The sequence below is a fragment of the Marinobacter sp. MBR-99 genome (assembly GCF_040547575.1).
GTDB lineage: Bacteria > Pseudomonadota > Gammaproteobacteria > Pseudomonadales > Oleiphilaceae > Marinobacter.
Genome location: NZ_JBEPPY010000015.1, coordinates 50,655 through 73,871 on the forward strand (window position 1 = coordinate 50,655; position 23,217 = coordinate 73,871).

Sequence of the window (23,217 nt, forward strand, 5' to 3'; positions counted from 1 at the left end):
CCGGGAGCCAGAAAATGAAAAACAGAGCCGGAAGACTCAGCATGGGACAGGGAGGCAACAGACTGGTTGCTGGCCTGATCGCTGCGCTGATTGCACTCACCGTCCTGCTCGTTGTGGTCCTGTTCATTATCAATACGGACAGCCAGAACGATCAGGAATACATCGCCAACACCGCCGAAATGCGGGTGCTCTCCCAGGAGATCGCGAAGAACGCCACCGAGGCCGCCGGCGGCACCGCCGAAGCCTTCAACCAGCTTCGCCGCTCCCGGGATGACTTCCAGCAGCTCTGGTCATTCGTCTCAGAAGGTAATCCGGCCACCGGCCTGCCTGCCAGTGAAATGGCACAGCAGAGCGGCGTTCAACAGAACTGGAACACGGTTCGGGACAACGCCGACAGCATCCTGTCTACCCGGGATGCGGTACTTGGCCTTCACGAAGTAGCCCGTACTCTGAACGAAACCATTCCTCAATTGCAGGTGGAGTACGATGACATCGTACAGATCCTGCTCGACAACAATGCACCAGCGGAGCAGATCGCTCTGGCCCAGCGCCAGTCTCTGCTCGCAGAACGTATCGTTCGCTCGGTTAACAACGTACTCTCCGGTGACGAAGATGCGGTTATCGCCGCCGACCGCTTCGGCCGTGACGCCAGTCTGTTCGGCCGGGTACTGGACGGCCAGCTTAATGGCAACCCGGCCATGGGCATCTCCCGGGTAGCCGATGAAGACGCCATTTATGGCCTGGAGGCCGTCGATGAGCTGTTCGAATTCGTTTCCCAGAACGTTGATGCGATCCTTGAAGCCTCTCCCGACCTCTTCAAGGTTCGTACCGCTGCCAGCGACATCTTCCAGAACTCAGAGATCCTGCTTTCCGAGCTCTCCGTTCTGGCCGACGGGTTTGCTCGTCAGTCCAGCTCACGCTTCATCAGCCCGACCCTGGCCTTCTTCCTGCTGGCGGCCATGGTCGCCATCGTAGTGGTTATCGGTGTGGCCCTGTATCGCGATGCCCAGGCCCGCCTGTCTGCCACCCAGGAGCAGAACGAACAGAACCAGAACGCGATCCTGCGACTGCTGGACGAACTGGCCGACCTGGCTGACGGTGACCTGACCACCGAGGCCACGGTAACCGAGGACTTCACCGGTGCCATCGCGGACTCCATCAACTACGCGATCGACCAGATGCGCGGACTGGTACAGGCGATTCGTGGCACCGCGGTACGGGTAGCGTCAGCCGCCCAGGAAACCCAGGCTACGGCCATGCACCTGGCCGATGCTTCCGAGCACCAGGCCCAGGAAATTGCCGGTGCTTCCGCTGCGGTTAACGAGATGGCGGTGTCCATCGACCAGGTATCCTCCAACGCCGCCGAATCCTCAGCGGTTGCAGAGCGGTCGGTTGCGATCGCCAAGAAAGGCGCGGAAGTGGTACAGAACACCATCCGCGGCATGGACAACATCCGTGAGCAGATCCAGGAAACCTCCAAGCGGATCAAGCGACTGGGTGAATCTTCCCAGGAGATCGGTGACATCGTATCGTTGATCAACGACATCGCCGACCAGACCAACATCCTCTCCCTCAACGCAGCAATCCAGGCCTCCATGGCCGGTGATGCGGGCCGGGGCTTCGCGGTGGTTGCGGACGAAGTTCAGCGCCTGGCGGAACGTTCTTCTGCAGCAACCAAGCAGATTGAGGCACTGGTTAAGACGATCCAGTCGGATACCAACGAAGCCGTTATCTCCATGGAACACACCACCGCTGAGGTGGTCCGTGGTGCCCGCCTGGCTCAGGACGCGGGTATCGCCCTCGAGGAAATCGAGAACGTATCCATGTCTCTGGCGGAACTGATCCAGAACATCTCTAACGCTGCCCGTCAGCAGTCGTCCTCTGCGGCGCACATTTCCAACACGATGAACGTCATCCAGGAAATCACCTCGCAGACCTCATCCGGTACCAACGCCACCGCGAAGTCTATCGGTAACCTTGCCGAGATGGCGTCTGAGCTGCGGTCCTCCGTTGCCGGCTTCACGCTGCCAGACGAGGAGCTTGCAGATCAGGAGCAAGAGGAAGACAACGACGTACCGGTGGTCAGCTGATCACCGGCCCGGGGCGAATGACGGTTTATGGCTCAGATGCATAACCAGCTGTCACCCGCCGAAGGCATATGGGCACTGCGCCGACTTCCGGAGATGGATGAGGCGCAGTTCAACCAGTGGCAAACCCTGTTGGAGCATCGCACCGGCATTACCCTGACGGCCGAACGCCGTTCGTTCCTGGAAACCAACCTGGGCATACGAATGCGGGAAATCGGCTGCAGCAGCTACCAGGCCTACTACGAGAAAATCGTCAACGGCCCGGATGCAGTCAGGGAATGGGCAACACTGGTAGACCGCCTGACGGTTCAGGAAACCCGCTTCTTCCGGGACCCTGACGCCTTTCGGCTGGTAGCAGACTATGTTCTGACCCGCCCCCGGGAGCAGTTCCGAAAACGCGCACTGGAAGCCTGGAGTGTTGGCTGCTCAACCGGCGAAGAGCCATACACCCTGGCAATGATCCTCAATGAGTGCATGGGGCAACTGGCACTGCAGCCCCTGTTTGGCGTCACCGGCTCCGACATCAGTCTGCCCGCCATCGAGAAGGCACGACAGGGGCAGTTCAATGCTCGCAAGTTGCTGGGCATGGACGAAGACATGAAAGCCCGGTATTTCCGTCCATCAGAGCGGAATACCGTTGAGATTGTGAACAGCATCCGTGACCGCGTCTGTTTTACCAGGCTCAATGTCCTGGACCTGGACAAGGCACCGATGCACGGCATGAACATTATCTTCTGCCAGAACCTGCTGATCTACTTCCGCCGCTGGCGCCGGCGGGAAATTGTCAAACGGCTCGCAGAGCGTCTGGCACCGGGGGGGTTACTGGTGCTTGGCCAGGGTGAACTGACCGACTGGCAGCCACCGGGCCTGCAGAGGGTTCCCTCGGAACATGTACTGGCGTGGATCAAACGTCAGTCCGACGAAGAATAACCGGAGTGGTTATGGGCAATCACCATGACAGTATCGCCCTCGACTGGGTTCGGGGCGAAATACAGGACACGCTGACCCAGGGCCAGCATGCACTTGAAGCGTACGTCGATAATCGTGACGATACCGCACGCCTGCGCTTCTGCCTGAACTACCTCCATCAGGTACACGGTACCCTGCAGATGGTGGAACTCTACGGTGCAGCCCTGCTCACCGAAGAGATGGAAAAGCTGACCCAGGCTGTCCTGAACGAAACCGTCACCAGTGTTGATGACGCCGTTGAAGTGCTGATGCAGGCCATACTGCAGTTGCCCCAGTACCTTGAACACCTCGGCAGCAGTCGTGATGATTTTCCGATGGTGTTGCTGCCGCTGCTGAACGATCTCCGGGCCGCCCGAGGCGAAGCCCTTTTGTCGGACACCTCACTGTTCAAGCCCGACCTCAGCCCATCCCGAATCCGGGTAAACAGCAAAGTCTCCGAACGACTGCATGACCCTAAGGTTCTCGGCCATCTGCGCAAGCTGCGGCAGATGTACCAGTTTGCCCTTGCCGGCGTGGTTCGGGAGGCCGACCTGGCCGCCCATTTTGATTACATGCAGAAGGTGATCCAACGCCTGATTCGCCTGTGCCAGAAAACACCACGCGGTGAACTCTGGAAGGCCGCCAGCGCTTTTGTGGAAACCCTTCGTGCCAACGTGAATCCGGTCAACACTGCGGTCAAATCCCTGCTGCGGGAGCTGGACGCCGAGATTCGACGGCTGACCGACGAGCACGCCGATATTCTGCAGCAGCCAGTACCGGAAGCCCTGTTCAAGCACCTGCTGTACTACGTGGCACGGGCCCGTGACCTGGACAGCCCGCAGGTCAATGCACTCCGGGACGCCTATCAGCTAACCAGCGCGTTGCCATCCGAAGACGACGTTGACGCTGCCCGCACTCGCGTGTCCGGCCCGGGCCGCGATGCCATTCATTCTGTTGTCAGCGCCCTGAACGAGGAGCTGGCCCGCCTGAAAGATCAGCTCGACCTGTTCGTGCGCGCCGAACTGCGCCAGAACACCGAGCTTGACGAACTGCTGCCGGGCCTTCGCCAGGTTGCCAACACCCTGGCCGTTCTGGGCCTCGGCATCCCCCGCAAGGTGGTAACCGAACAGGTTGAACTGGTCGAGAAACTGTGTGGCCAGGCCGAGCCCGCCGACGATGGCACCCTGATGGACATCGCCGGGGCTCTGCTCTATGTAGAAGCCAGCCTTGCCGGCCTGGACAGTGACCGGCGGACTGACGTTGAGTCGGGCAGCCAGGATGACGAACGCCCCAATATGGGCAGTCTCGAGTTGGGCGACGCCAGTGAAGCCCTGCTCCGGGAGTCGCGCAACACCCTCGAGCAGGTCAAGTCGGCTATCGTCAACTTTATTGCCTCGCAATGGGATACCCGGGAAATCGACCACGTTCCCGGCCTGCTGCACAGCATTCGTGGCGGCCTCAGCCTGGTGCCGCTGGATCGCGTGACAGATATGCTGGCCTCGGCTGAGCGCTATGTTTCTGACGTGTTGCTGAGCAACAAACAGGTACCTGACTGGAAACAGCTGGACACCCTGGCCGATGCCATTACCAGTATCGAGTATTACCTGGAGCGTCTGGCGGAAGGCATCAGCGACAATGATTCCATTCTGAGAGTGGCCGAAGACAGCCTGGCCGGGCTTGGCTTCCCGGTGGGCCAGGAGCCTACCTGGAATCTCGACCGGCAGGAGGCCGAATCGACTTCCATGCCTGAGATGGCTGCTCAGGAACCGGCTCAAACGCCGGATGTCGCCAAGGCATCTGACGACGAACTGGTCGATGACGAAATTCTCGGTATTTTCGTGGAGGAGGCCGAAGAGGTTCTCCAGACCATCCATGAATTCTACCCGCGCCTGCGCCAGAGCCACGATGATCGCGAGGCACTGACCGAAGTGCGCCGCGCCTTCCATACGCTTAAAGGCAGTGGTCGTCTGGTAGGTGCTTCCAGTATCGGCGAACTGGCCTGGTCGGTTGAGAACCTGCTGAACCGGGTGATCGATCAGACCATCAAGCCCAGTGACGACCTGTTTGCACTGGTCGATGAAGTTAACAGCCGGATTCCATCACTGATTAACGAATTCAGGGATGGCCACAGCAGCGGTGATGTTGCCGAACTGATCGAACGGGCCGAAGCCCTGGCCACCACACGCCGGGCCGATGCTGAGGAAGCTCCTGCACCGGCTGAGCCACCAGAAACTGCCGAAGCCAGCGCCGGCGCTGAAACGGCACAACCTGATGAGCCGGTGACGGAAGAGTTGGCGGAGCCAGACACCATCGAGGCCAGTGACAGCGACGATCTGATCGACGATGAGATTCTGGAGATTTTCATCGAAGAAGCCGGTGAAGTGCTCGACACCATCCGTGAATACCTGCCAATGCTGCTACGCCAGCATGACGACCGCACTGCCCTGGCGGAAGTCCGCCGTGCCTATCATACCCTGAAAGGCAGTGGCCGGATGGTCGGCGCTGAGGTGATTGGTGAACTGGCCTGGTCTGTCGAAAACATGCTCAACCGGGTTATCGACGGCAGCATTTTCATGAACGATGACGTTGCCAAGCTGGTTCAGGACGTGACCGATGCCGTCCCTGCACTGGTTACCGACTTTGAGCAACGCCGCCCTGCCAGCCTCGATACCTCTGTTATGCAGGCCCGGGCAACTGCCCTGGCCAACGGCGAGATTCCGGACGCCACCTCCATGCCCCCGGCGGAAGCCGAGATAGGCGATGAAGGCCAGACAGCCCAGGATGCCGATCAGGAAAGTTCCGAGCCGGAATACGATGCGATAGCCGGTGAGGCGGAACAGGACGTCGACCCTGTTCTTCTCGACATCTTTGAGAACGAGACCGAAACCCATCTGCAAACCCTGAAGGATTACCTGGCCGCCGCCGGCGACAAAACATCGGTCGCCTACACCGATGATCTTTCCAGGGCACTCCACACGCTCAAAGGCAGCGCCCACACCGCAGGTATCGGCCCCATCGCCGAGGTTATCACGCCGCTCGAGCGTTTTGTCAAAGAGTCCCGGGCCCAGAACAAGCGCGCGGACCGGGATGTTCTGGAACTGATCGAACAGGCCAGCCGTTACCTGACCGACGGTCTGGCTCAGCTCAGAAGCAATCCGCAAGGTGCTCTGGAAGGCACCGATCAATATTTGGCAAGACTGCAACAGATAAGCCAGCAAACCCTGCTGTCCCATTCGCTGTCTGACGACGAGCAGCCGTCGCAGCAGGCGCCGTCGCAACTGGTTCAGCTGTTTCTCGGTGAAGGTCTGGACATTGTTCTGGACGCGGAATCAATCCTTGACGACTGGGCACAGCATCCCGAGCGCACCGACTCGCTAGCCACCTTGCGCGAGGAGTTGGAGCAACTGACCCGTGGTGCATCCGATGCCGGCCTGGCCGACGTGGCCAACCTGGCTGCCGCCCTGACCCGCACCTATACCGCGGTCGCAGAAAACCAGCTGACACCGGGCGACGACTTCTTCGCCACCGTTCGCCCCGCCCAGGAACAACTGATCAACCTGATGGATCAAGTGGCTGCTGGTCTCGCCACCGAACCCAGCGACGGTTTGATCGAAGAGCTCGACGAACTGACCCGCGCGTCATCACAAACCGGTCAGGAACCGAGCGAATTTGACCAGCAGTTCACGGAAGATCTCGAGGAAATCGACCTGAGTCTCGAACTGGAAGAGCTGGACCAAGGTACGCCAGAACCCTCCGAGGTCGAGCAGCCGCCGCTGCCGGAACTGTCCTCGGATGACAGCGATATTGACGAGGAACTGGCGGAAATCTTCCTCGAGGAAGCCCGCGACCTGATCAACTCCACCGCCGATGCTTTGCACAGCTGGAGCGAAGATACCGGCAACCTGGACATCCTGCGCCTGCTGCAGCGTGACCTCCATACCCTCAAGGGCGGTGCACGCCTTGCCGACATCCCCTCGGTCGGCGACCTGTCCCACGAACTTGAGAACCTGTTCGAGGGACTGACCGAGCAGAAGTTTGCCGTCACCGACACCCTGTCTGATCTGCTGTTCCGCTGCCATGACCGCCTGGCAGGCATGGTAGACGCCTTGGAAACACAGGAGCAACCAAGGCCGGCGCCGGATCTGATCGACGAAATCCACGCCTACATCGATACCGCACGGGGCTCACGCCCGGTCACCGACGTCAGCCTCTCTGACACCCCAGACGTGTCCGAAGACCAAGAGCTGCCGCTGCCCGAGGCTGACGAAGCACCAGACGAGACCACTGCGGAAGACGAATTACAGGCTACCGACCTCTCTCACCTTGATCCCGAATTGGTAGGCATTTTCCTTGAAGAAGCCTATGACCTGATCAACTCCACCGGCAGCTCGTTACATGCCTGGAGTGAAGACCCGTCGGATCGTGAAGTCGCTGCCGTCCTGCAACGGGAAGTGCACACCCTCAAGGGTGGTGCCCGCATGGCAGGTGTCGACGCTATCGGTGACCTGACCCACGTGCTGGAAGACCTATTCGAGAAGGTAGCCGAAGGCCAGATCGACGCCAGCGGGGAAATGACTGACCTGCTGTTTGCCTGCCACGATCGTCTGGCCCAGATGGTCGAACAGGTTGCCACCCAGAAGCCCTGCCCACCGGCCAGTGAACTGGTTCAGCAGGTGGAAGCGATTCTGCGGGGCGAGTCCCCTGCAACGTTGCAGGCCCTGCCTGTCGCAGGTCTGGAAGAGTTTGAAGAGCCGGAAGCCGAAGAACAGGCTGCGGAGACCATGACCGAGCCCGGCGCTGTCGCCGAAGAGGATCATGCCGAAACGCTGACAGCGGCCTCCGATGACGACCTGATCGGCATTTTCCTGGATGAAGGCCTGGAGATCCAGGACGCCATCACCGAATGCCTCGACCAGTGGCGTGAAGAACCGGACGAACTGGCCGGCATAACCCGATTGCAGCAGGAATTGCACACTCTCAAGGGTGGCGCCCGACTGTCTGACGTCGATCCGATCGCCGACCTTGCCGAAGCCTGGTCGGATGCACTGGACACACTGGTATCGGGCGGTAACGGTCAGCAAGGTCTGCTGAAGCTCAGCGATCGTGCCCTCGCCAGCCTCAAGTCCATGCTCGACACCATTGAGGCAGGCAACAAGCCAGCACCGGCCAACGACCTGATTGCCGACTTCCAGGCCGCCGGCCAGATTGCAGACGACCTCCCGGAAGCACCAGAGGCCAGCGCCGGAACAGAAGCCGACTCTGATGCGATTGATCCGGAAGTGCTGGAGATCTTCCTGGAAGAGGCCGGCGAGATCATGGACCAGCTCGAGCAACTGTTGGATGACTGGCGCAAAGAGCCGGCCAACCATCATTTCAACCAGGAAGCACAGCGCGCCCTGCACACCCTTAAGGGTGGTGCCCGGTTGTCGCAGCTCAGCGAATTGGGAGACAAGGCCCACGCCTTTGAAACCCGCCTGATTGACCTGGGTGGAAATGCTCCGGACGACAGCCAGTGGCAGGCGATTACCGAAGACCACGACACAATCATTGGTTTGGTGTCAGCTATCCGCACTCGCTTCGAGTCGGGTGCACCGGTTATTGCACCGTCACAGACACAGCCTGATTCAACGCAGCCAGAGCCGGCACCTGAGCGGCCAGCCGAGGTACCGGCGCCACAACCAGAAGCACCCGCCAAACCGGCCCCGGAGCAGCCTAAGCCAGCCAAGACCCCGGCCAAAGCACGCAACAAGGCTGCCGAAGCCCAGAGAGCAGCCCAGGAAACCATCCGGGTATCTGCACCGCTGCTGGACGAGCTGGTCAATCTGGCTGGTGAAACCAGTATTACCCGCGGTCGTCTTGAGCAGCAAACCAGCGATTTCAGCCACACCCTGGATGAAATGGCCGCCACCATCGAACGTTTGCGCGAACAGCTGCGCCGGATGGATATCGAAACCGAGGCCCAGATTCTGTTCCGGGCCGAACAGGAACACGGCCCAGACTACGGCGATGACTTCGATCCGCTGGAGATGGACCGTTACTCATCGATCCAGCAGCTGTCCCGGGCACTGTCCGAGTCATCCTCTGACCTTGCCGACCTGAGGGAAACCCTGGCCGACCGGGTACGGGATACCGAAACCCTGCTGGTGCAGCAGTCCCGGATCAACACGGAACTCCAGGAGGGTCTGATGAAGACCCGGATGATTCCGTTCGCCTCGATGGTGCCACGCCTGCGCCGTATCGTGCGCCAGATCAGCGGCGAGCTGGGCAAGAAAGTGGACTTTGATGTGCGCAACGCCGAAGGCGAAATGGACCGCAACATTCTGGAACGCATGATCGCGCCTCTGGAACACATGCTGCGTAACGCCCTGGACCACGGCATTGAAACCCCGGAAGAGCGCAAGAAAGCCGGCAAGCCCACCACCGGTGAAGTTGTGCTGTCACTGACCCGTGAAGGCGGCGACGTGGTACTGCGTATGATGGACGACGGCAAGGGCATCCCTGCCAACATCATCCGCGACAAAGCCGTTCGCCAGGGGCTGATGCGGGCTGATGAAGACCTGTCAGAGCGGGAAATCCTGCAGTTTATCCTGCAGCCCGGCTTCTCCACCGCCCAACAGGTTACCCAGATCTCCGGCCGTGGCGTGGGTATGGACGTGGTTGGCAGCGAAATCAAACAGCTGGGCGGTAGCCTCGATATCGACTCCGCTCTGGGCCGTGGCACCACCTTTACCGTGCGCCTGCCGTTTACGGTGTCGGTCAACCGTGCCCTGATGGTTGCCACGGGTGAAGACTTCTACGCCATTCCGCTCAATACCATCGAGGGTATTGTGCGGGTCAGCACCTACGAGCTGGAAGAGTACTACAAGCCGGATGCCCCCATGTACGAATACGCCGGCCAGCAATACCGCCTGCAGTACCTGGGCAGCCTGCTGAACAGCGATCACCATCCGAAACTGCAGGGCCAGGCATTACCGTTGCCGGTGATTCTGGTGCGCGGTGCCGAACAGCCCATGGCACTGCAAGTAGACCACCTGATGGGCAGCCGGGAAATCGTTGTTAAATCCCTGGGCCCGCAGTTCAGTACGGTGCGCGGTGTGTCCGGTGCCACCATTCTGGGTGACGGTAACGTGGTGGTGATTCTTGACCTGCCAGCGATGATTCGTTCCGACATTCTGTCCGAACGGCAACGCCTGGCGAACCTCGAAAAAGCTCGGGAAACCAGCCGCTACGAAGAGAAGATCACCACGGTTATGGTGGTGGACGACTCGGTGACCGTGCGCAAGGTTACCTCCCGCTTGCTGGAACGGAACGGCATGGAAGTCATTACCGCGAAGGACGGTCTGGATGCGGTGGCCCAGCTTCAGGATCATCGCCCGGACATCATTCTGCTGGACATCGAAATGCCGCGGATGGATGGTTTCGAAGTGGCCAGTTTCGTGCGCCACGACGACAACCTCAAGGAAACTCCGATCTGCATGATCACTTCCCGGACCGGCGAGAAACACCGCGAACGGGCACTGTCAATCGGGGTCAACGAATACCTGGGCAAACCGTTCCAGGAAGCCGAACTGCTTGACACCATCAAGCGGTTGACCGGGAATCAGTGATGGCCGGCCAATCTGGCCGGCCCGGGGTCGGGATTGTGTCCGACGCGGTCCTGCAACGCCATCGGTTGCAGGCCGCCACCGGCAAATTCGGCCTGGAAGTGTCATTCTCAGGCGATCCGTCGCGACTCATGAACTATCCGGAATTCCCGGATGCGTGCCTTTGGCTGGTCACGCTGGAGGATGAGGCTGATCATCCGGCGCTGTTTGATCATTTACTGGAAAACACCGATGCCCCGGTACTGTTCGGAGTTGACCAGGCCCCCAAGCCCGGCAGCACCGAGTATTTCCGCTGGGAACGGCGGCTGGTGGACAAGCTGGAGCAACAACTTGGCCACCTGGAAGAACTGGATACCGCCAATGATCTGGAAGAGTTGGTGGAAGCCGTGCCGGCGGCTCACTCAGCGCCGGAACTGCCTCACTGGATTGCACCGGCAGCGCCGGGTTCACTGGCAGAGGACGTCTGGGTGCTGGGGGCTTCCCTTGGTGGGCCTGCTGCGGTCAAAACGTTTCTGGACCACCTGCCACCGGGATTACCGGTAGGGTTTGTGTACGCCCAGCATATTGATGGTAACTTCACCGAGGTTCTGACCCGGGTTCTGGGCAGGCATGCCCATTACCAGCTCAAACAGGCGGCAGAAGGCTACCGGGTACGCAACGGTGATGTGGTGTTGATGCCGGTAGAGCGGGAATGGGGGTTCGACACCCTGGGCCAACTGACAGAGCGTAATAGCCCATGGCCTGGCCCTTACGGCCCGTCCATTGACCAGGTTCTGCTCAACGTGGCTGATTACTACGGTAAACGTTGCCACGCCATTCTGTTTTCCGGTATGGGCAACGATGGGGCCATTGCAGCCCCTATGCTGAAAGCCTACGGCAGCCGCATATGGGTGCAGGAAAGCAGTAGTTGCGGCAACAGTTCGATGCCGGATTCGGTCGCCGCGACCGGCTGCAGTAGTTTTTGCGGCACCCCGGAGCAACTGGCCAGGGAATTGGTAAAAACCATAGAGAACAACTGCCTGCTCAAAAGCCGGCAAAAACGGGATTCCGCTTGAGGTAACACATCATGAAAGAAAACAGCCAGTCCCTCTCCTGTGTCATGATCCCGGTCAGTGACCGGCAACTGCTGTTGCCCAACGTGTCGATCGCAGAGGTGGTGGATTTCAACAGCACCGACGCCGGCGCCAGTACCCCGGAATGGCTGGTGGGCTTTCTGGACTGGCGTGGCCTTACACTGCCGGTCATATCCTATGACGCGGCCAACGGCGGAATCCTGACTGTGCCCGGAGACAACCGGGGCAGAATCATTGTGCTCAATACCATCGGTGACAGCCATCAGCAAGCTCCGTTCATGGCGCTGGTCACCCAGGGCATTCCCAGCCAGGCCCGACTGGTGGAGGAGCAGATCCGGAAACTGGACGGCGAAGCCGGCCCGGCTGACCTCATGCAGGTGGAAGTCGACGGCGAAGCTGCCTGGATCCCCAACCTTGAGTACCTGGAGTCACTGGCGCTGACCGCCAGGCACTGATGACCATCCGGTCACACCCGTAGCAGTACTGCCTGCAAATGTTATAATGTTTCAAACTTTGCAGGATCCAGACTATGCCGGAACGCGCGCTTCCTTACCGCCCGCACAACCATGAGGCCTGTGTCAGCCAGGCTTTAGCGGATGCCCGGGCCATTTGCCGACAACAGAATGCCCGCCTGACCCCCATTCGTGAGCGGGTACTGGAACTGATCTGGCAATCTCACAAGCCGCTCGGGGCCTACGACATTCTCGCCATGCTGAGTACCGAGGGCCATAACGCCGCACCACCCACCGTGTATCGGGCCCTGGATTTCCTGTTGCAATACGGTCTGGTGCACCGGATTGCCTCCCTGAACGCCTTTACCGGCTGCACCCATGCCGGTGAACATCACCGGGGCACCTTCCTGATCTGCCGCCAATGCGGCAATGTGCTTGAACTGGACGTGCCGGACGTCTCACGGGCGGTTGAGGCCGCGGCAGCCGAGGTGGCCTTTCAGCCAGAAGAGGTCACCCTGGAAGTGGCCGGCCTGTGCCCCCGGTGCCGGGGAGAATCCGGCCATGCCTGATACCCTGGTTCAGTTGAATCAGTTGACCGTGCAGTTCGATGATCGACCGGTGGTGGACCGGGTGGAGATGACGGTTCGCAGGGGCGACATCATCACCATCATCGGCCCCAACGGTGCCGGTAAAACCACCCTGATCAAAGCCGTCCTGGGCATCCAGAAACCCAGCTCCGGGAAGGTCTCGCTGGCTAATGGGCTGGTCATTGGCTATGTCCCCCAGCACCTGTCACTGGAGGCGACCCTCCCTCTGAGCGTGCGTCGGTTCATGCTGTTGAGCGGCCGTTCCGGGGCAGAATGCGAGGCCGCCCTGGAACGCACGGGGGTCCGGCACCTGCTTGACGCTTCGGTGCACCACCTGTCTGGCGGCGAAAAGCAGCGGTTGTTACTGGCCAGGGCACTGGCGCGGCAGCCGGACCTTCTGGTGCTGGACGAACCTGCCCAAGGGGTTGATATCAACGGCCAGGCATCCCTGTATGACTTGATCCGCCAACTGCGGGATGAGCTCAATTGTGGCGTGATCATGATTTCCCACGATCTGCACCTGGTCATGGCAGCCACCGACAAAGTCATCTGCCTGAACCAGCACGTGTGTTGCAGCGGTTTCCCGGCGGATATTTCCCACGACCCGGCATTTATCGAAACCTTTGGCCACCAGGTGGCAGAATCCTTGGCTGTCTATCATCACCAGCACAACCATCGCCACAACCTGCACGGTGACATTGTTACCAGCACGGACGTTCAGGGAGCCTGTGACCATGAGCATCATTGATTCGGTGCTGGGGGATTTTTTCTGGCGAGCCCTCATAGGCGGACTGGGTGTCGCGCTGGTAGCCGGCCCCCTGGGCTGCTTCGTGGTCTGGCGACGAATGGCGTATTTTGGTGACACCCTGGCCCATTCCGCGTTACTCGGCATCGCCCTGAGCTTCCTGATCAGCGTTCCGCTGAATCTGGGCGTGATCATTACCTGCGTCACCATTGCCATAGCCCTGGTATTGCTGTCGCGAACCCGGGCATTGGCCACCGACACCTTACTGGGCATTCTGGCCCACAGTGCCCTGGCCATCGGTCTGGTCACCCTGAGTTTCATGCCAGATGTGCGGGTTGACCTGACCGGCCTGCTGTTCGGTGACCTGCTGGCCATGAGCCGCCAGGACCTGCTGTGGATCTACGGCGGCGCAGCTTTTGTGTTGTCCCTGTTGGCGATTCTCTGGCGCGGGCTCTTGATGAGCACCATTCACGAGGAACTGGCCCGGGTGGAAGGGATACCGGTAGAGCGGCTGCGCCTGGCGCTGATGCTGATGTTTTCCCTGGTAATCGCGGTGGCCATGAAGATTGTCGGGGTGTTGCTGATTACTGCATTGCTGATTATTCCAGCGGCCACGGCCAGGCGCCTGGCCAGAAACCCGGAACACATGATGGCACTGGCGGTGGTGTTCGGCTTTATAGCCGTGGCGGGCGGTCTGACGCTGTCCTGGCACCTGGATTCCCCAGCCGGGCCGTCGGTGGTGGTGACCGCATTCCTGGCTTTTTTGCTGGTGTACGGTACCGCCCGGAGCGCCAGCCGATAACCGCTTACTTCTTTCGAAAGCGGCGGAGCTGGTCTAGAGTAATCTGGACAACCTTTCAGCAACAACTCCAGAGGCATTCAGCATGGACAGCGACCTCTCTGACATCCATGGTCCGGGCCCGCGCCGGCCAGGCCTCTGGCCCGGGCTATGGGCCCCGGCCACTGTTCTGGTTTTCGGCGTCATTCTCAGCCTGATGACCGCCCGCTTCGCCTCTGATCTGACTTATCAGCTTGCCTACCAGCATTATCAGGCCCAGCATCAATCGCTGGTCAGCCAGGTAGTCATCCATCTTGCCCGCGTATCGCAGGAGAACGAACAGCTTCCAGAGCTCCGGAATACCCTGGCAAGGGGACTTCCTGACGGCGTCAGTCTCAGAGTAGATACCCTTGAGCGCCACACAAAGAAACCTCTGATACAGCTGGGCAGCGCTCGACATCCGGCAGGTAATGACGCCCTGAGAACCGAATTGCACACCAGCGGCCGGCACTGGATGGTGACGACTTTGCCGGATACCCAGTTTCTCGCGTCGCCGGCCCGGCGTATGGGGTGGCTCGTTGGCGCCAGTGGCGGGATGATTACCGCCGTGGCAACGCTGCTCGTCCTCGCCCTCTGCCGGCAGGCTGCCCGGAAAGACGACAACGGTCATCGGTTGGCCAGGCTGAACAGGATCGCTGACCAACGGATCACCAACTTGCAGGTCGAGAAGAACGTGCTGCGCCAGGCACTGAATGACAGCGAATCCCGCAGTCGGGACCTGGTCGCGCTGTCGGGAGCCATTGTCAGCGAACTGGATGAACAGGGGCAGATAGGATTCGTATCGGCACAGGTAGCGGATGTGCTGGGACTGGCGCCGTCAGACCTTGTCAACCGGCCGTTCAGCGAACTGGTCGCCGAGCCCGACCGTGAACGCTTCGACCAGTGCCTGGCCGCAGCCCGGCAAGAGGCCACCCTGGCCAGGGTAGATGTGAATCTGTTGCACCGCAGCGCCGAGCGGACGGTCCCGGCGGTGGTGCGGGTGATGGTATTGAAGGACCCGATCCACGGAGTGACAGGCTTCAGACTGAGCGCACTCAAGATTGCCAATGGCTACAATGGCTGAACCTGATCCAGCAGGCGCCCGCTCTCCACAAGTTCGAGGAACTCGTCCCCCAGCCGGTCACTCTCGGCAATGGATGCGCGCCAGGATCGTTCACGGCCTGAGTCGTCGCCAAGGTACTTCTCGAAGTCTTTCCGGTCTGGCAGTTTGCGGTCCGGCAGGCTGTCCAGATACGCCCGGGACGGGGAGACCAGCAGCACATCCTGTAATCGGGTGGCATCGCCCCGGCGCCACGGCAAAGTCTTGTCAAACCAACCCGGCACTACCTTATCGGTAAAGTGCGGGTACAGGATGATGCCCGGTTGCTCGTAGGGCAGATCCAGGTGGTAGTCCAGCAGCCCGCCATCCCGGTAGACGCCATCCGGGGCTCCGGGAATATTCCGAACACCGGACATAACCAGCGGAATTGAAGCGGAGGCCAGTAGCGCAGGCAGCAGATTGTCCCCAGACAGCGCCACTTCATGGCTAGGAAAATCCACCAGCTTGGACACCGGCGTCCTGATGCGGGCATCGTGCACGATACCCCGCTCCATGAATCGGCCAAGGTGGCGACGACTGACCATATTGGCGCTGATTGCACTCATCAGGCCCAGACCCAGGCGGCCCCTGGCGTCGTGTTCCAGCAAGCCCAGGCTGCGCACAACCACCACATTCAAACGGTACCAGGGGTGATTGAGGATATACTCCTCCCGCCCACCCAAAAGTTCTTCCAGAAACAGAACACTCTTGCGGGACACCTCGGCGGCACTGACCCCCTTGGCAAAACGCTGGCTGGTATAGAGTTCCGCCAGCCTGGCTAGTTGGCCTTTCGGATCGTTGGATGAGGCAATCGCCGCGAACCGCCAGCTGCCGATGGACGAGCCGATCAGCACCCGCTCTTGCGGTGCCCGGGGCAACCAGTCACCGAAGATGGCCTTGTCCAGACCGCTGATTCCCAGGGCTTTCGGGCCACCGGCGGCGCCGGGTATCACATGGACGTCCGCCGGTGTTAAAGGCTTGTCCCTCAGGCGCTGAAGGGCCCGTCGCCCAGCCCGGATGGTCAGCGCCGGTGTTCGGATCTGGATTGCAGTCATCACGTGTTCCTGCTTACGGTTCTGGTCAAAGTCCCGGGAGTTTATCGAAACCTGCAGTGGCCAGCCAATAACTCCGTGCTAGACTTGAGCCATCAGTGTTTCAGGGAAGTATGCCAGCCATGAGCTGCAGGAGTAGGCTGTGAACCTTTTTGCCTCGCCGGATACCATGGCGACCAATCCAACCCTTGCAGTATTGGGTTTCAAACGTCAGCTGGTGTACCACCTGCATATCTGGGCCTTTATCGCCGTGGCACCTCTGGTGATGGTGCAATGGCAACACGGTAACTTTCTGCTGTCTGCCCTTCTGATTCTGTTCTGTGTCAACGCAGCCCTGGTAATCCTGTTCCTGCGGTTGCGCAGTGTCTATTTCCTGAAAGGGCGCCTGTTTCCGATTCTTGCCGTGGTCTGCGCGGCCTACTCGACATCCATTAACGGTCACGCTGGTCTTTACTGGGCCTATCCAGCGGCTATCGCACTGTTTTTCCTGTTACCGCTGAAAGAAGCCATTGTCTGCAACATCATTTTTGTCAGCGTCATGGCCGTGGTGTCATTCCTTCAGTTTCCCGAAGCCGATTTCTGGCGGATCACCTTCTCCCTGGGGCTGAGTTGCCTGTTTGCCATGATCTTCGCCTGGCTGGTGGGCCGGCTCCAACAGGAGCTGACCCGGCTGGCCACGACTGACCCGCTCACCGGCTGCCTGAACCGGTCTCAGCTGGCCGACATTCTGAACAGCCAGATTCAGCTGCGGGAGCGCTATGAAAGGGTGTCCAGCCTGGTGCTGATTGATCTGGATTATTTCAAGACCATCAATGACCGCTGGGGGCACCTGGCCGGCGACCGGGTGCTTAAGGAAATGACCATCCGGCTGCGCAAGCGACTGCGGGAAAGTGATCAGCTGTTCCGTATTGGCGGCGAAGAGTTCATGGTGGTGTTGCCGGAAACCCGCCAGAAAGATGCCGACACCCTCGCCCATCAGTTACTGACCAGCATCAGTGCCAGGCCGTTCCTGGATGACATAAAGCTGACCGCCAGTGCCAGCGTGGCGGAAGTGTGCCGCGGCGAGACCTGGTCGGTTTGGCTGAACCGTGCAGATCAGGCGCTGTACGACGCCAAGGCAAAGGGCCGCAATCAGGTGGTCAATGCGGCTCGGCCATCCAATGAACCAGCGCACACCGCGGGGCCATCAACTCCGGCCAGTGATACCAGCGCGGCGATTTGAACAAGATCAGGACTCAAGCCCGGCGCGGAAATCCCGGTAAGCACTGAATACATCCCAGGGCGATTCGAAGTGCGGGTAGTGGCCGATGTTCCGGAGGCTGATGACGTCCGGGTTCCGGATCAATTCCCGGTAGCGCCGTGCCGTGGCCGCGCCCGAGACCGGATCCGCAGCGCCGGAGATCAGGCGCATCGGCTGTTGGGCATTCTGCAAAGCCCCCACCCAGCGATTACGATGGCAACGGCGTTCCTCCATAAACTGGATCAGTTCGTGCAGGATCCCACGGCCATTGTTGTAAGTGAGAAGATGCCAGAAGTCCTCCAGATCCTGCTGGGCAGGAGGATTCCGGTCACCAAACAACCGGCGGAAATTCCGTTCGAAACTACCCCGGGTAAGCCCCCGGCTGATCAGTCCACCAAGGGGACTCTTCAGAACTTTCTGGATAAACAGCGGGCTGTGCACCTCGGGAAACAGGCCACCGTTCAGCAAACACACACTGGTGATGTCGAAAGACAAAGACCCTTCCTGGTCCCTGGCCAACAGCTCCTGGGCAACCGAAGAGCCGTAGTCGTGGGCGAACAAGTGCACCGAATCCAACCCCAAACCTTCGATCCAGCCCTGGATCAAATCCGCCTGGTCCTCAATGCTGTAAACATAGTTGCGGGGCTTGTCAGAAAACCCGAAGCCGAGCATATCGACAGCCAGTAGTTGGTGGCCGGACGCCAGCATCGGCCATAACCGGCTCCAGTCCCAGCTGGCGGTCGGAAAACCGTGCAGAAGCACCAGTGGCGAGCCTTTGCCGGCCATGCGACTGAAGATGGCGTGGCCATCGTAGCTGAACCATTTACCGGCCTGCTGCCAGGCCTCGAGGGTATAGGTATCCTGGCGGCTGTCTGCCCTGATTTGTGAACCGGGTATTACCTGCTCCATTTGTTCGTCCCGACATACCTGCGGAACCTCCACTTTAGTCCAAAGCCGTACAGGCTGCCATATCACTAAACGCTGCCCGTGAACTGGTCCATAATGGGCAAACCGGCGTAAACCGTGGAGATGGCCTGAAAATTCCCTTAAGCTTGCGCCCTTTATCAGACACAAACCGGAAACGATTATGACCTTACCTCTGGACGACCTTGCTGGTCACTACCGCGCCATCATTGAAGGCCTCGGCGAAAATGCCGACCGCGAAGGTCTTCAGGACACTCCGATGCGGGCCGCCAAGGCCATGCAGTTCCTGACCCGGGGTTACCAGCAGGATCTTGCCGACCTGGTCAATAATGCTGTGTTTGAATCCGCCATGGATGAAATGGTGGTGGTCCAGGACATCGAGCTGTACAGCATGTGTGAACATCACATGCTGCCCTTCATCGGAAAATGCCACATCGCCTATCTGCCCCAGGGCAGGGTACTGGGCCTGTCCAAGTTTGCTCGCATTGTGGACATGTATGCTCGCCGCCTGCAGATTCAGGAGAACCTGACCCGCCAGATCGCGGAAGCGGTGGAAAGCGTTACCAATGCCAAAGGTGTCGCCGTGGTTATCGAGGCCCAGCACATGTGCATGATGATGCGGGGCGTGGAGAAACAGAACTCCCGGATGAAAACCTCGATGATGCTGGGACAGTTCCGGAAATCACAGGCCACACGTACCGAATTTCTTACCCTGATTGGCAACAATCGCTGAACCAGACGCCGAAAACGGAGGCATCATGACAACCATGACTGGTGATCACCTGGCCCGTGTCAGGATCAAGAACCTTCTGCTGCGTGCCTACATTGGCATCAAGGAAGAAGAGATCAACAACCAGCAGGATGTGGTGATCAACGTCACCCTTCGCTACGATGCCTCCGCCGCCATTGACCAGAACGAAATCTCCGCTGCCCTGAATTACCGCACCATCACCAAGCAAATCATCGGGCATGTGGACGGCAACAGTTTTGCTCTACTGGAACGGCTGACCCACGAAGTTCTCGAAATTGTGATGGAACATCAGGCCGTGCAGTGGGCACAGGTAGAAATCGACAAGCCGCACGCGTTACGCTATGCGGAATCGGTCTCTGTCTGTCTTGAGGCCCACCGTTAATTCTTCGAGGTCTGCCCCGATGCCCAGCAATGCCCCTGACCAGATGCGCGATATTCTGGAGTCTGTGCGCACGATTGCCCTGGTGGGCGCCAGCGAAAAAACCAATCGACCATCCCACGAAGTCATGGAATACCTGCAAAGACAGGGCTACCGGGTTATTCCGGTTAACCCCAGGCTGGCCGGACAGCAAGTGCTTGGCGAAACGGTCTACGCCGACCTGGCATCACTCCCGGCACCCGTAGACATGGCCGAGCTGTTCCTGGCCCCGGAACGCACCGATACTGTGATCGACCAGGCGATTGCACAGAAGATTCCGGTACTCTGGCTGCAGATCGGCGTGATTAACGAGCCCGGTGCCGCCCGCGCCGAAGCCGCCGGGCTGAAGGTGGTCATGGACCACTGCCCGAAACAGGAGATCCCGAAGCTCGGTATTGGGCCCATCGTTGAACAGGCCTGACTCCGTGTACCTGCAACCATCACTGCTCCAACCCGCTTCCGGAGTACCAGACCCAATGGGGCATGGCCAAACAGGATAACTATGGCTCATAATCAAGCGCGATTGGCCGTTAAACCTGTTCAGCCTGTCTTTTAACGATCTGGAGTACACTGTGGCAAAACCCGAAACCGGTACCAGCCTTGTTGTCCGATGGCTTATGAGCCCGGTGTTTGTACTGGTCATTTTTCTGGTTTTTCTTGCCATTGCCGCAGGCCTCCGGGAAGGGCTTATCCAGCAGGATAACCGTCAGATCGAAGCCAACCTCCGTAATGAAGCCAGGGCGCTGACGGATAACCTGGAGCGGGAATTCCTGGTGCACGTTCAGGCCATCGGGCGCATGGCCTATCGACTGTATACCCAGCCCGACACCCCGGAATCGCAATGGCGTGTGGACGCACGCAACTACCTGGAAGATTTTGGTGTTTACCAGGCCATCGAGTGGATTGATTCCAACTACATCATCCGATGGCTGGAACCGCTGGCTGGCAATCAGGACGTGGTGGGTTATAACGTGGCGTTCAACGACCAGCGCCGCGAAGCACTGGATAAAGCAGCAGCCACCGGTGATTATGATCTGTCCGGTATCATCGATCTTCGCCAGGGCGGCAAGGGCATGGTGATTTATTACCCCGTGGGCGCCGGAGACACCAATAACGGCTACATGGCCGGTGTGTTCAGGATGGAAGTTCTGGCCGAGCAGTTACTGACCAGCCGGGTACTGGAACACTTTCAGATTGAAATCCGGGACTCCGGAGAGCCTGCCTACGTTCTCAACTCAGACACCGAGATTGCCAGGAACTTCAGCTTCACCGTGCCCGTGCAGTTCCCCACTCTGGATTGGACCCTGACGTTACGCCCCAATCAATCCTGGGTCGACAGCCAACGCAGTTCCTGGCCGATGCTTACTTTCGCAAGTCTGGTCTTTATGGGCCTGCTTACCAGCCTGACCACTTTGCTTGTCCAGTTGATCCTCAAGCGTAACCAGGCGCTTTTGAAAACCCGCCGGGAGCTGGAGCGGGAGATTGATCAGCGTATCGCCATGCAGGTGGACCTGGAGCGACTGGAATCCACCGATACCCTCACCGGCCTGGCCAATCGCCGGTTCTTCATGGAAGACCTGGCTCACACCCTGAACATCGCCGACCGGCAAATGCGCCAGGTGGGGCTGGTCATGATTGACCTGGACAGGTTCCAGATGCTCAACGATTCCCTCGGCCATCAGTTTGGCGACGAATTGTTGATCAAGGTCTCTGAGCGGCTGAACAGCCTGAGTAATGAGCGGATTCTGGTGGCCTACTCAGGCGGCGACGAGTTCATGATCTGCCAGCAACACGTCGACGACATTGATGATGTGATTCACCTGCTTGGCCAGATCAAGCAGTGCTTTGCCGAACCATTCGAGGTTCAGGGCGATGCCCACAGCATTACCGCCACCATGGGTGTCGCCGTGTATCCCCAGAGCGGGCTGGACGCCGACACCCTGCTCCGCAATGCCGATATTGCCCTTTACCGTGCCAAGGAGCAGGGCCGCAATACTTACCAGTTCTACACCGAAGGCATGCAGGACCGTGAGGTGATGCGCCTGGAGCTGGACAAGGATCTGAGCCAGGCCCTGGCCAACGACGAGTTTGTGCTGTTTTATCAACCCCAGCTGAACCTGCAAACCGGTGAGATCAACAGTGTGGAAGCCCTGATCCGCTGGCAGCACCCCCGCCGGGGGCTTTTGGCACCCATCGAGTTCATCCCCCTGGCGGAAGAGAGCGGTCGGATTACCGAGATCGGCCGATGGGTGGTGCTTGCCGCCTGTCGCCAGCTCGCCAATTGGCGCGGCACGGCTTGCGAGCAACTCAGGATCGCGGTGAATCTTTCGGGCCGGGAGCTGGATGATGAATCATTGGTGGAACATGTACGGGATGCCCTGCTATCGGAAGAAGTGGACCCGAGCATGCTGGAAGTGGAGCTGACGGAAGAGATCTTCATCCAGAACATTGAACACAACCTGAATCAGTTGTCGCGTCTGCATCAGCTGGGGGTTCACCTGGCCATTGATGATTTCGGCGTGGGCTATTCGTCTCTCGGCTATTTGCGGGATTTCCCGGTAGATCTGCTGAAAATTGACCGGTCGTTTATCACCGATGTGACCGAGCGCCATGACGACGCGGTCATCACTCGGGCCGTGATCAATCTTGCCCACAACCTCGGCATTCAGGTGGTGGCCGAGGGCGTGGAAACCGAGGAGCAACTGAATTTCCTGAAAGCGCACCGTTGCAATCTGGCCCAGGGTTATCTGATCAGCCGGCCGATTCCAGCGGAAGACCTGGAGACAGCGTTGGCGGAAGGCATCCTGTTTACCGGTCAATCGATCAATTCGGGTTTGTAATGGCGGTTTCTGATCCCCAAACTTCTCTGTAACTTTTTCTTTGAGTGATGTTTATGTCTGCCAGATATCTGACTCCGGAGCAGGATGCCAGGCTGCGCCGCTGGGAGCGCTGGAACCGGAATTATTTCATGTTTGCGTTTGTGGCGCTGACGGTGGTGTTGGTGTTCAGTAGTCAGTTGGGGATTTCCAGTGGTGATGAGTGGGGGTCTCTGGGGGTGCTGCTGGTGTTGTTGGTGGTGCCGATTATTGTGTTGCAGTTGCGGCTGCAGTGTCCCGCCTGTGGGGTGAAGATTGGCTGGCAGGCTAAGCTGATGGCGCCTGATCAGTGCAAGTCTTGTGGTGTGTTTCTTCGCTCTAAGAATTCTTCTTCCTGATATCCTGCCTGAAAACCTTTGACCTGTGAGTTGGTCAAAGGTTTTAGTCTATCCTTCAACGTAGCGAGCTTGCCGTGCTGGCACGGGGGTAGCCCTTCCGAAAACCGCTGCAAGTACGTCCCTGTACGCTTGTCTCCGCCATCCATGGCTCCGAACATTTTCGGAAGGGCTACCCCCGCACCAGCACTCCGCTGACTTGATTCGTG

The 23,217-nt window shown here is 59.3% G+C and carries 17 protein-coding genes; 15 read left to right on the forward strand and 2 right to left on the reverse strand.

What is annotated here, in order from left to right; genetic code table 11:
- Window positions 1–14 precede the first annotated feature (14 nt).
- From ABIE59_RS13760 to ABIE59_RS13800, 9 genes are all read left to right on the forward strand, one after another.
- Window positions 15–2,090 carry a methyl-accepting chemotaxis protein gene (locus ABIE59_RS13760; protein WP_354447733.1) on the forward strand — a complete coding sequence of 692 codons (2,076 nt, stop codon included), beginning with the start codon at window positions 15–17 and terminating at the stop codon, window positions 2,088–2,090.
- A gap of 27 nt (window positions 2,091–2,117) precedes the next feature.
- Window positions 2,118–3,017 carry a CheR family methyltransferase gene (locus ABIE59_RS13765; protein WP_354447735.1) on the forward strand — a complete coding sequence of 300 codons (900 nt, stop codon included), beginning with the start codon at window positions 2,118–2,120 and terminating at the stop codon, window positions 3,015–3,017.
- Between the two features lie 11 nt (window positions 3,018–3,028).
- Entirely contained in the window at window positions 3,029–10,642 is a 7,614-nt protein-coding gene (locus tag ABIE59_RS13770) for an Hpt domain-containing protein (RefSeq protein ID WP_354447737.1), read from the forward strand.
- Entirely contained in the window at window positions 10,642–11,694 is a 1,053-nt protein-coding gene (locus ABIE59_RS13775) for a chemotaxis protein CheB (protein WP_354447739.1), read from the forward strand. The genes ABIE59_RS13770 and ABIE59_RS13775 overlap by 1 nt, the downstream gene beginning before the upstream one ends.
- Window positions 11,695–11,705: 11 nt before the next feature.
- Window positions 11,706–12,167, forward strand: coding sequence for a chemotaxis protein CheW (locus ABIE59_RS13780; protein WP_354447741.1), 462 nt, complete (start codon window positions 11,706–11,708; stop codon window positions 12,165–12,167).
- A gap of 74 nt (window positions 12,168–12,241) precedes the next feature.
- Entirely contained in the window at window positions 12,242–12,733 is a 492-nt protein-coding gene (locus ABIE59_RS13785) for a Fur family transcriptional regulator (protein WP_354447743.1), read from the forward strand.
- Entirely contained in the window at window positions 12,726–13,499 is a 774-nt protein-coding gene (gene znuC, locus ABIE59_RS13790; protein ID WP_354447745.1) for a zinc ABC transporter ATP-binding protein ZnuC, read from the forward strand. The genes ABIE59_RS13785 and znuC overlap by 8 nt, the downstream gene beginning before the upstream one ends.
- A complete protein-coding gene (locus ABIE59_RS13795; protein ID WP_354447747.1) occupies window positions 13,486–14,298 on the forward strand; it encodes an iron chelate uptake ABC transporter family permease subunit in 813 nt (270 codons plus the stop codon). Before znuC ends, ABIE59_RS13795 begins: the two co-directional genes overlap by 14 nt.
- 82 nt (window positions 14,299–14,380) lie before the next feature.
- A complete protein-coding gene (locus ABIE59_RS13800) occupies window positions 14,381–15,397 on the forward strand; it encodes a PAS domain S-box protein (RefSeq protein ID WP_354447749.1) in 1,017 nt (338 codons plus the stop codon).
- On the opposite strand, the gene ABIE59_RS13805 is transcribed toward ABIE59_RS13800, so the two are convergent.
- Window positions 15,385–16,467, reverse strand: a complete 1,083-nt coding sequence (locus ABIE59_RS13805) for a patatin-like phospholipase family protein (protein ID WP_354447751.1) — start codon at window positions 16,465–16,467, stop codon at window positions 15,385–15,387. The genes ABIE59_RS13800 and ABIE59_RS13805 overlap by 13 nt on opposite strands.
- Window positions 16,468–16,606: 139 nt before the next feature.
- Between ABIE59_RS13805 and ABIE59_RS13810 the strand changes: the two genes are divergently transcribed.
- Window positions 16,607–17,686 carry a GGDEF domain-containing protein gene (locus tag ABIE59_RS13810; RefSeq protein ID WP_227513146.1) on the forward strand — a complete coding sequence of 360 codons (1,080 nt, stop codon included), beginning with the start codon at window positions 16,607–16,609 and terminating at the stop codon, window positions 17,684–17,686.
- Between the two features lie 6 nt (window positions 17,687–17,692).
- Here the strand turns inward: ABIE59_RS13810 and ABIE59_RS13815 are convergent, their stop codons facing one another.
- Window positions 17,693–18,613 (reverse strand): alpha/beta fold hydrolase, encoded by a 921-nt coding sequence (locus ABIE59_RS13815; RefSeq protein WP_106696081.1) that lies wholly within the window; start codon window positions 18,611–18,613, stop codon window positions 17,693–17,695.
- A 178-nt stretch (window positions 18,614–18,791) separates the two neighbouring features.
- Between ABIE59_RS13815 and folE the strand changes: the two genes are divergently transcribed.
- From folE to ABIE59_RS13840, 5 genes are all read left to right on the forward strand, one after another.
- Window positions 18,792–19,361 carry a GTP cyclohydrolase I FolE gene (folE, locus tag ABIE59_RS13820; RefSeq protein ID WP_058090792.1) on the forward strand — a complete coding sequence of 190 codons (570 nt, stop codon included), beginning with the start codon at window positions 18,792–18,794 and terminating at the stop codon, window positions 19,359–19,361.
- Window positions 19,362–19,386: 25 nt separating this feature from the next.
- On the forward strand, window positions 19,387–19,761 hold the full coding sequence (gene folX / locus ABIE59_RS13825; protein ID WP_072675972.1) for a dihydroneopterin triphosphate 2'-epimerase: 375 nt from the start codon (window positions 19,387–19,389) through the stop codon (window positions 19,759–19,761).
- Window positions 19,762–19,780: 19 nt separating this feature from the next.
- A complete protein-coding gene (locus ABIE59_RS13830) occupies window positions 19,781–20,218 on the forward strand; it encodes a CoA-binding protein (RefSeq protein WP_354447754.1) in 438 nt (145 codons plus the stop codon).
- Between the two features lie 196 nt (window positions 20,219–20,414).
- Entirely contained in the window at window positions 20,415–22,637 is a 2,223-nt protein-coding gene (locus ABIE59_RS13835) for a bifunctional diguanylate cyclase/phosphodiesterase (RefSeq protein WP_420195734.1), read from the forward strand.
- Between the two features lie 53 nt (window positions 22,638–22,690).
- Complete coding sequence (locus ABIE59_RS13840) at window positions 22,691–23,011, forward strand: hypothetical protein (RefSeq protein WP_354447758.1); 321 nt, start codon at window positions 22,691–22,693, stop codon at window positions 23,009–23,011.
- Window positions 23,012–23,217 lie beyond the last annotated feature (206 nt).

Coding starts and splice junctions, on each gene's coding strand:
- ABIE59_RS13760 (WP_354447733.1), top strand. CDS start 15: ATGAAAAACAGAGCCGGAAGACTCAGCATGGGACAGGGAGGCAACAGA.
- ABIE59_RS13765 (WP_354447735.1), top strand. CDS start 2,118: ATGGCTCAGATGCATAACCAGCTGTCACCCGCCGAAGGCATATGGGCA.
- ABIE59_RS13770 (WP_354447737.1), top strand. CDS start 3,029: ATGGGCAATCACCATGACAGTATCGCCCTCGACTGGGTTCGGGGCGAA.
- ABIE59_RS13775 (WP_354447739.1), top strand. CDS start 10,642: ATGGCCGGCCAATCTGGCCGGCCCGGGGTCGGGATTGTGTCCGACGCG.
- ABIE59_RS13780 (WP_354447741.1), top strand. CDS start 11,706: ATGAAAGAAAACAGCCAGTCCCTCTCCTGTGTCATGATCCCGGTCAGT.
- ABIE59_RS13785 (WP_354447743.1), top strand. CDS start 12,242: ATGCCGGAACGCGCGCTTCCTTACCGCCCGCACAACCATGAGGCCTGT.
- znuC (WP_354447745.1), top strand. CDS start 12,726: ATGCCTGATACCCTGGTTCAGTTGAATCAGTTGACCGTGCAGTTCGAT.
- ABIE59_RS13795 (WP_354447747.1), top strand. CDS start 13,486: ATGAGCATCATTGATTCGGTGCTGGGGGATTTTTTCTGGCGAGCCCTC.
- ABIE59_RS13800 (WP_354447749.1), top strand. CDS start 14,381: ATGGACAGCGACCTCTCTGACATCCATGGTCCGGGCCCGCGCCGGCCA.
- ABIE59_RS13805 (WP_354447751.1), bottom strand. CDS start 16,467: ATGACTGCAATCCAGATCCGAACACCGGCGCTGACCATCCGGGCTGGG.
- ABIE59_RS13815 (WP_106696081.1), bottom strand. CDS start 18,613: ATGGAGCAGGTAATACCCGGTTCACAAATCAGGGCAGACAGCCGCCAG.
- folE (WP_058090792.1), top strand. CDS start 18,792: ATGACCTTACCTCTGGACGACCTTGCTGGTCACTACCGCGCCATCATT.
- folX (WP_072675972.1), top strand. CDS start 19,387: ATGACAACCATGACTGGTGATCACCTGGCCCGTGTCAGGATCAAGAAC.
- ABIE59_RS13830 (WP_354447754.1), top strand. CDS start 19,781: ATGCCCAGCAATGCCCCTGACCAGATGCGCGATATTCTGGAGTCTGTG.
- ABIE59_RS13835 (WP_420195734.1), top strand. CDS start 20,415: ATGAGCCCGGTGTTTGTACTGGTCATTTTTCTGGTTTTTCTTGCCATT.
- ABIE59_RS13840 (WP_354447758.1), top strand. CDS start 22,691: ATGTCTGCCAGATATCTGACTCCGGAGCAGGATGCCAGGCTGCGCCGC.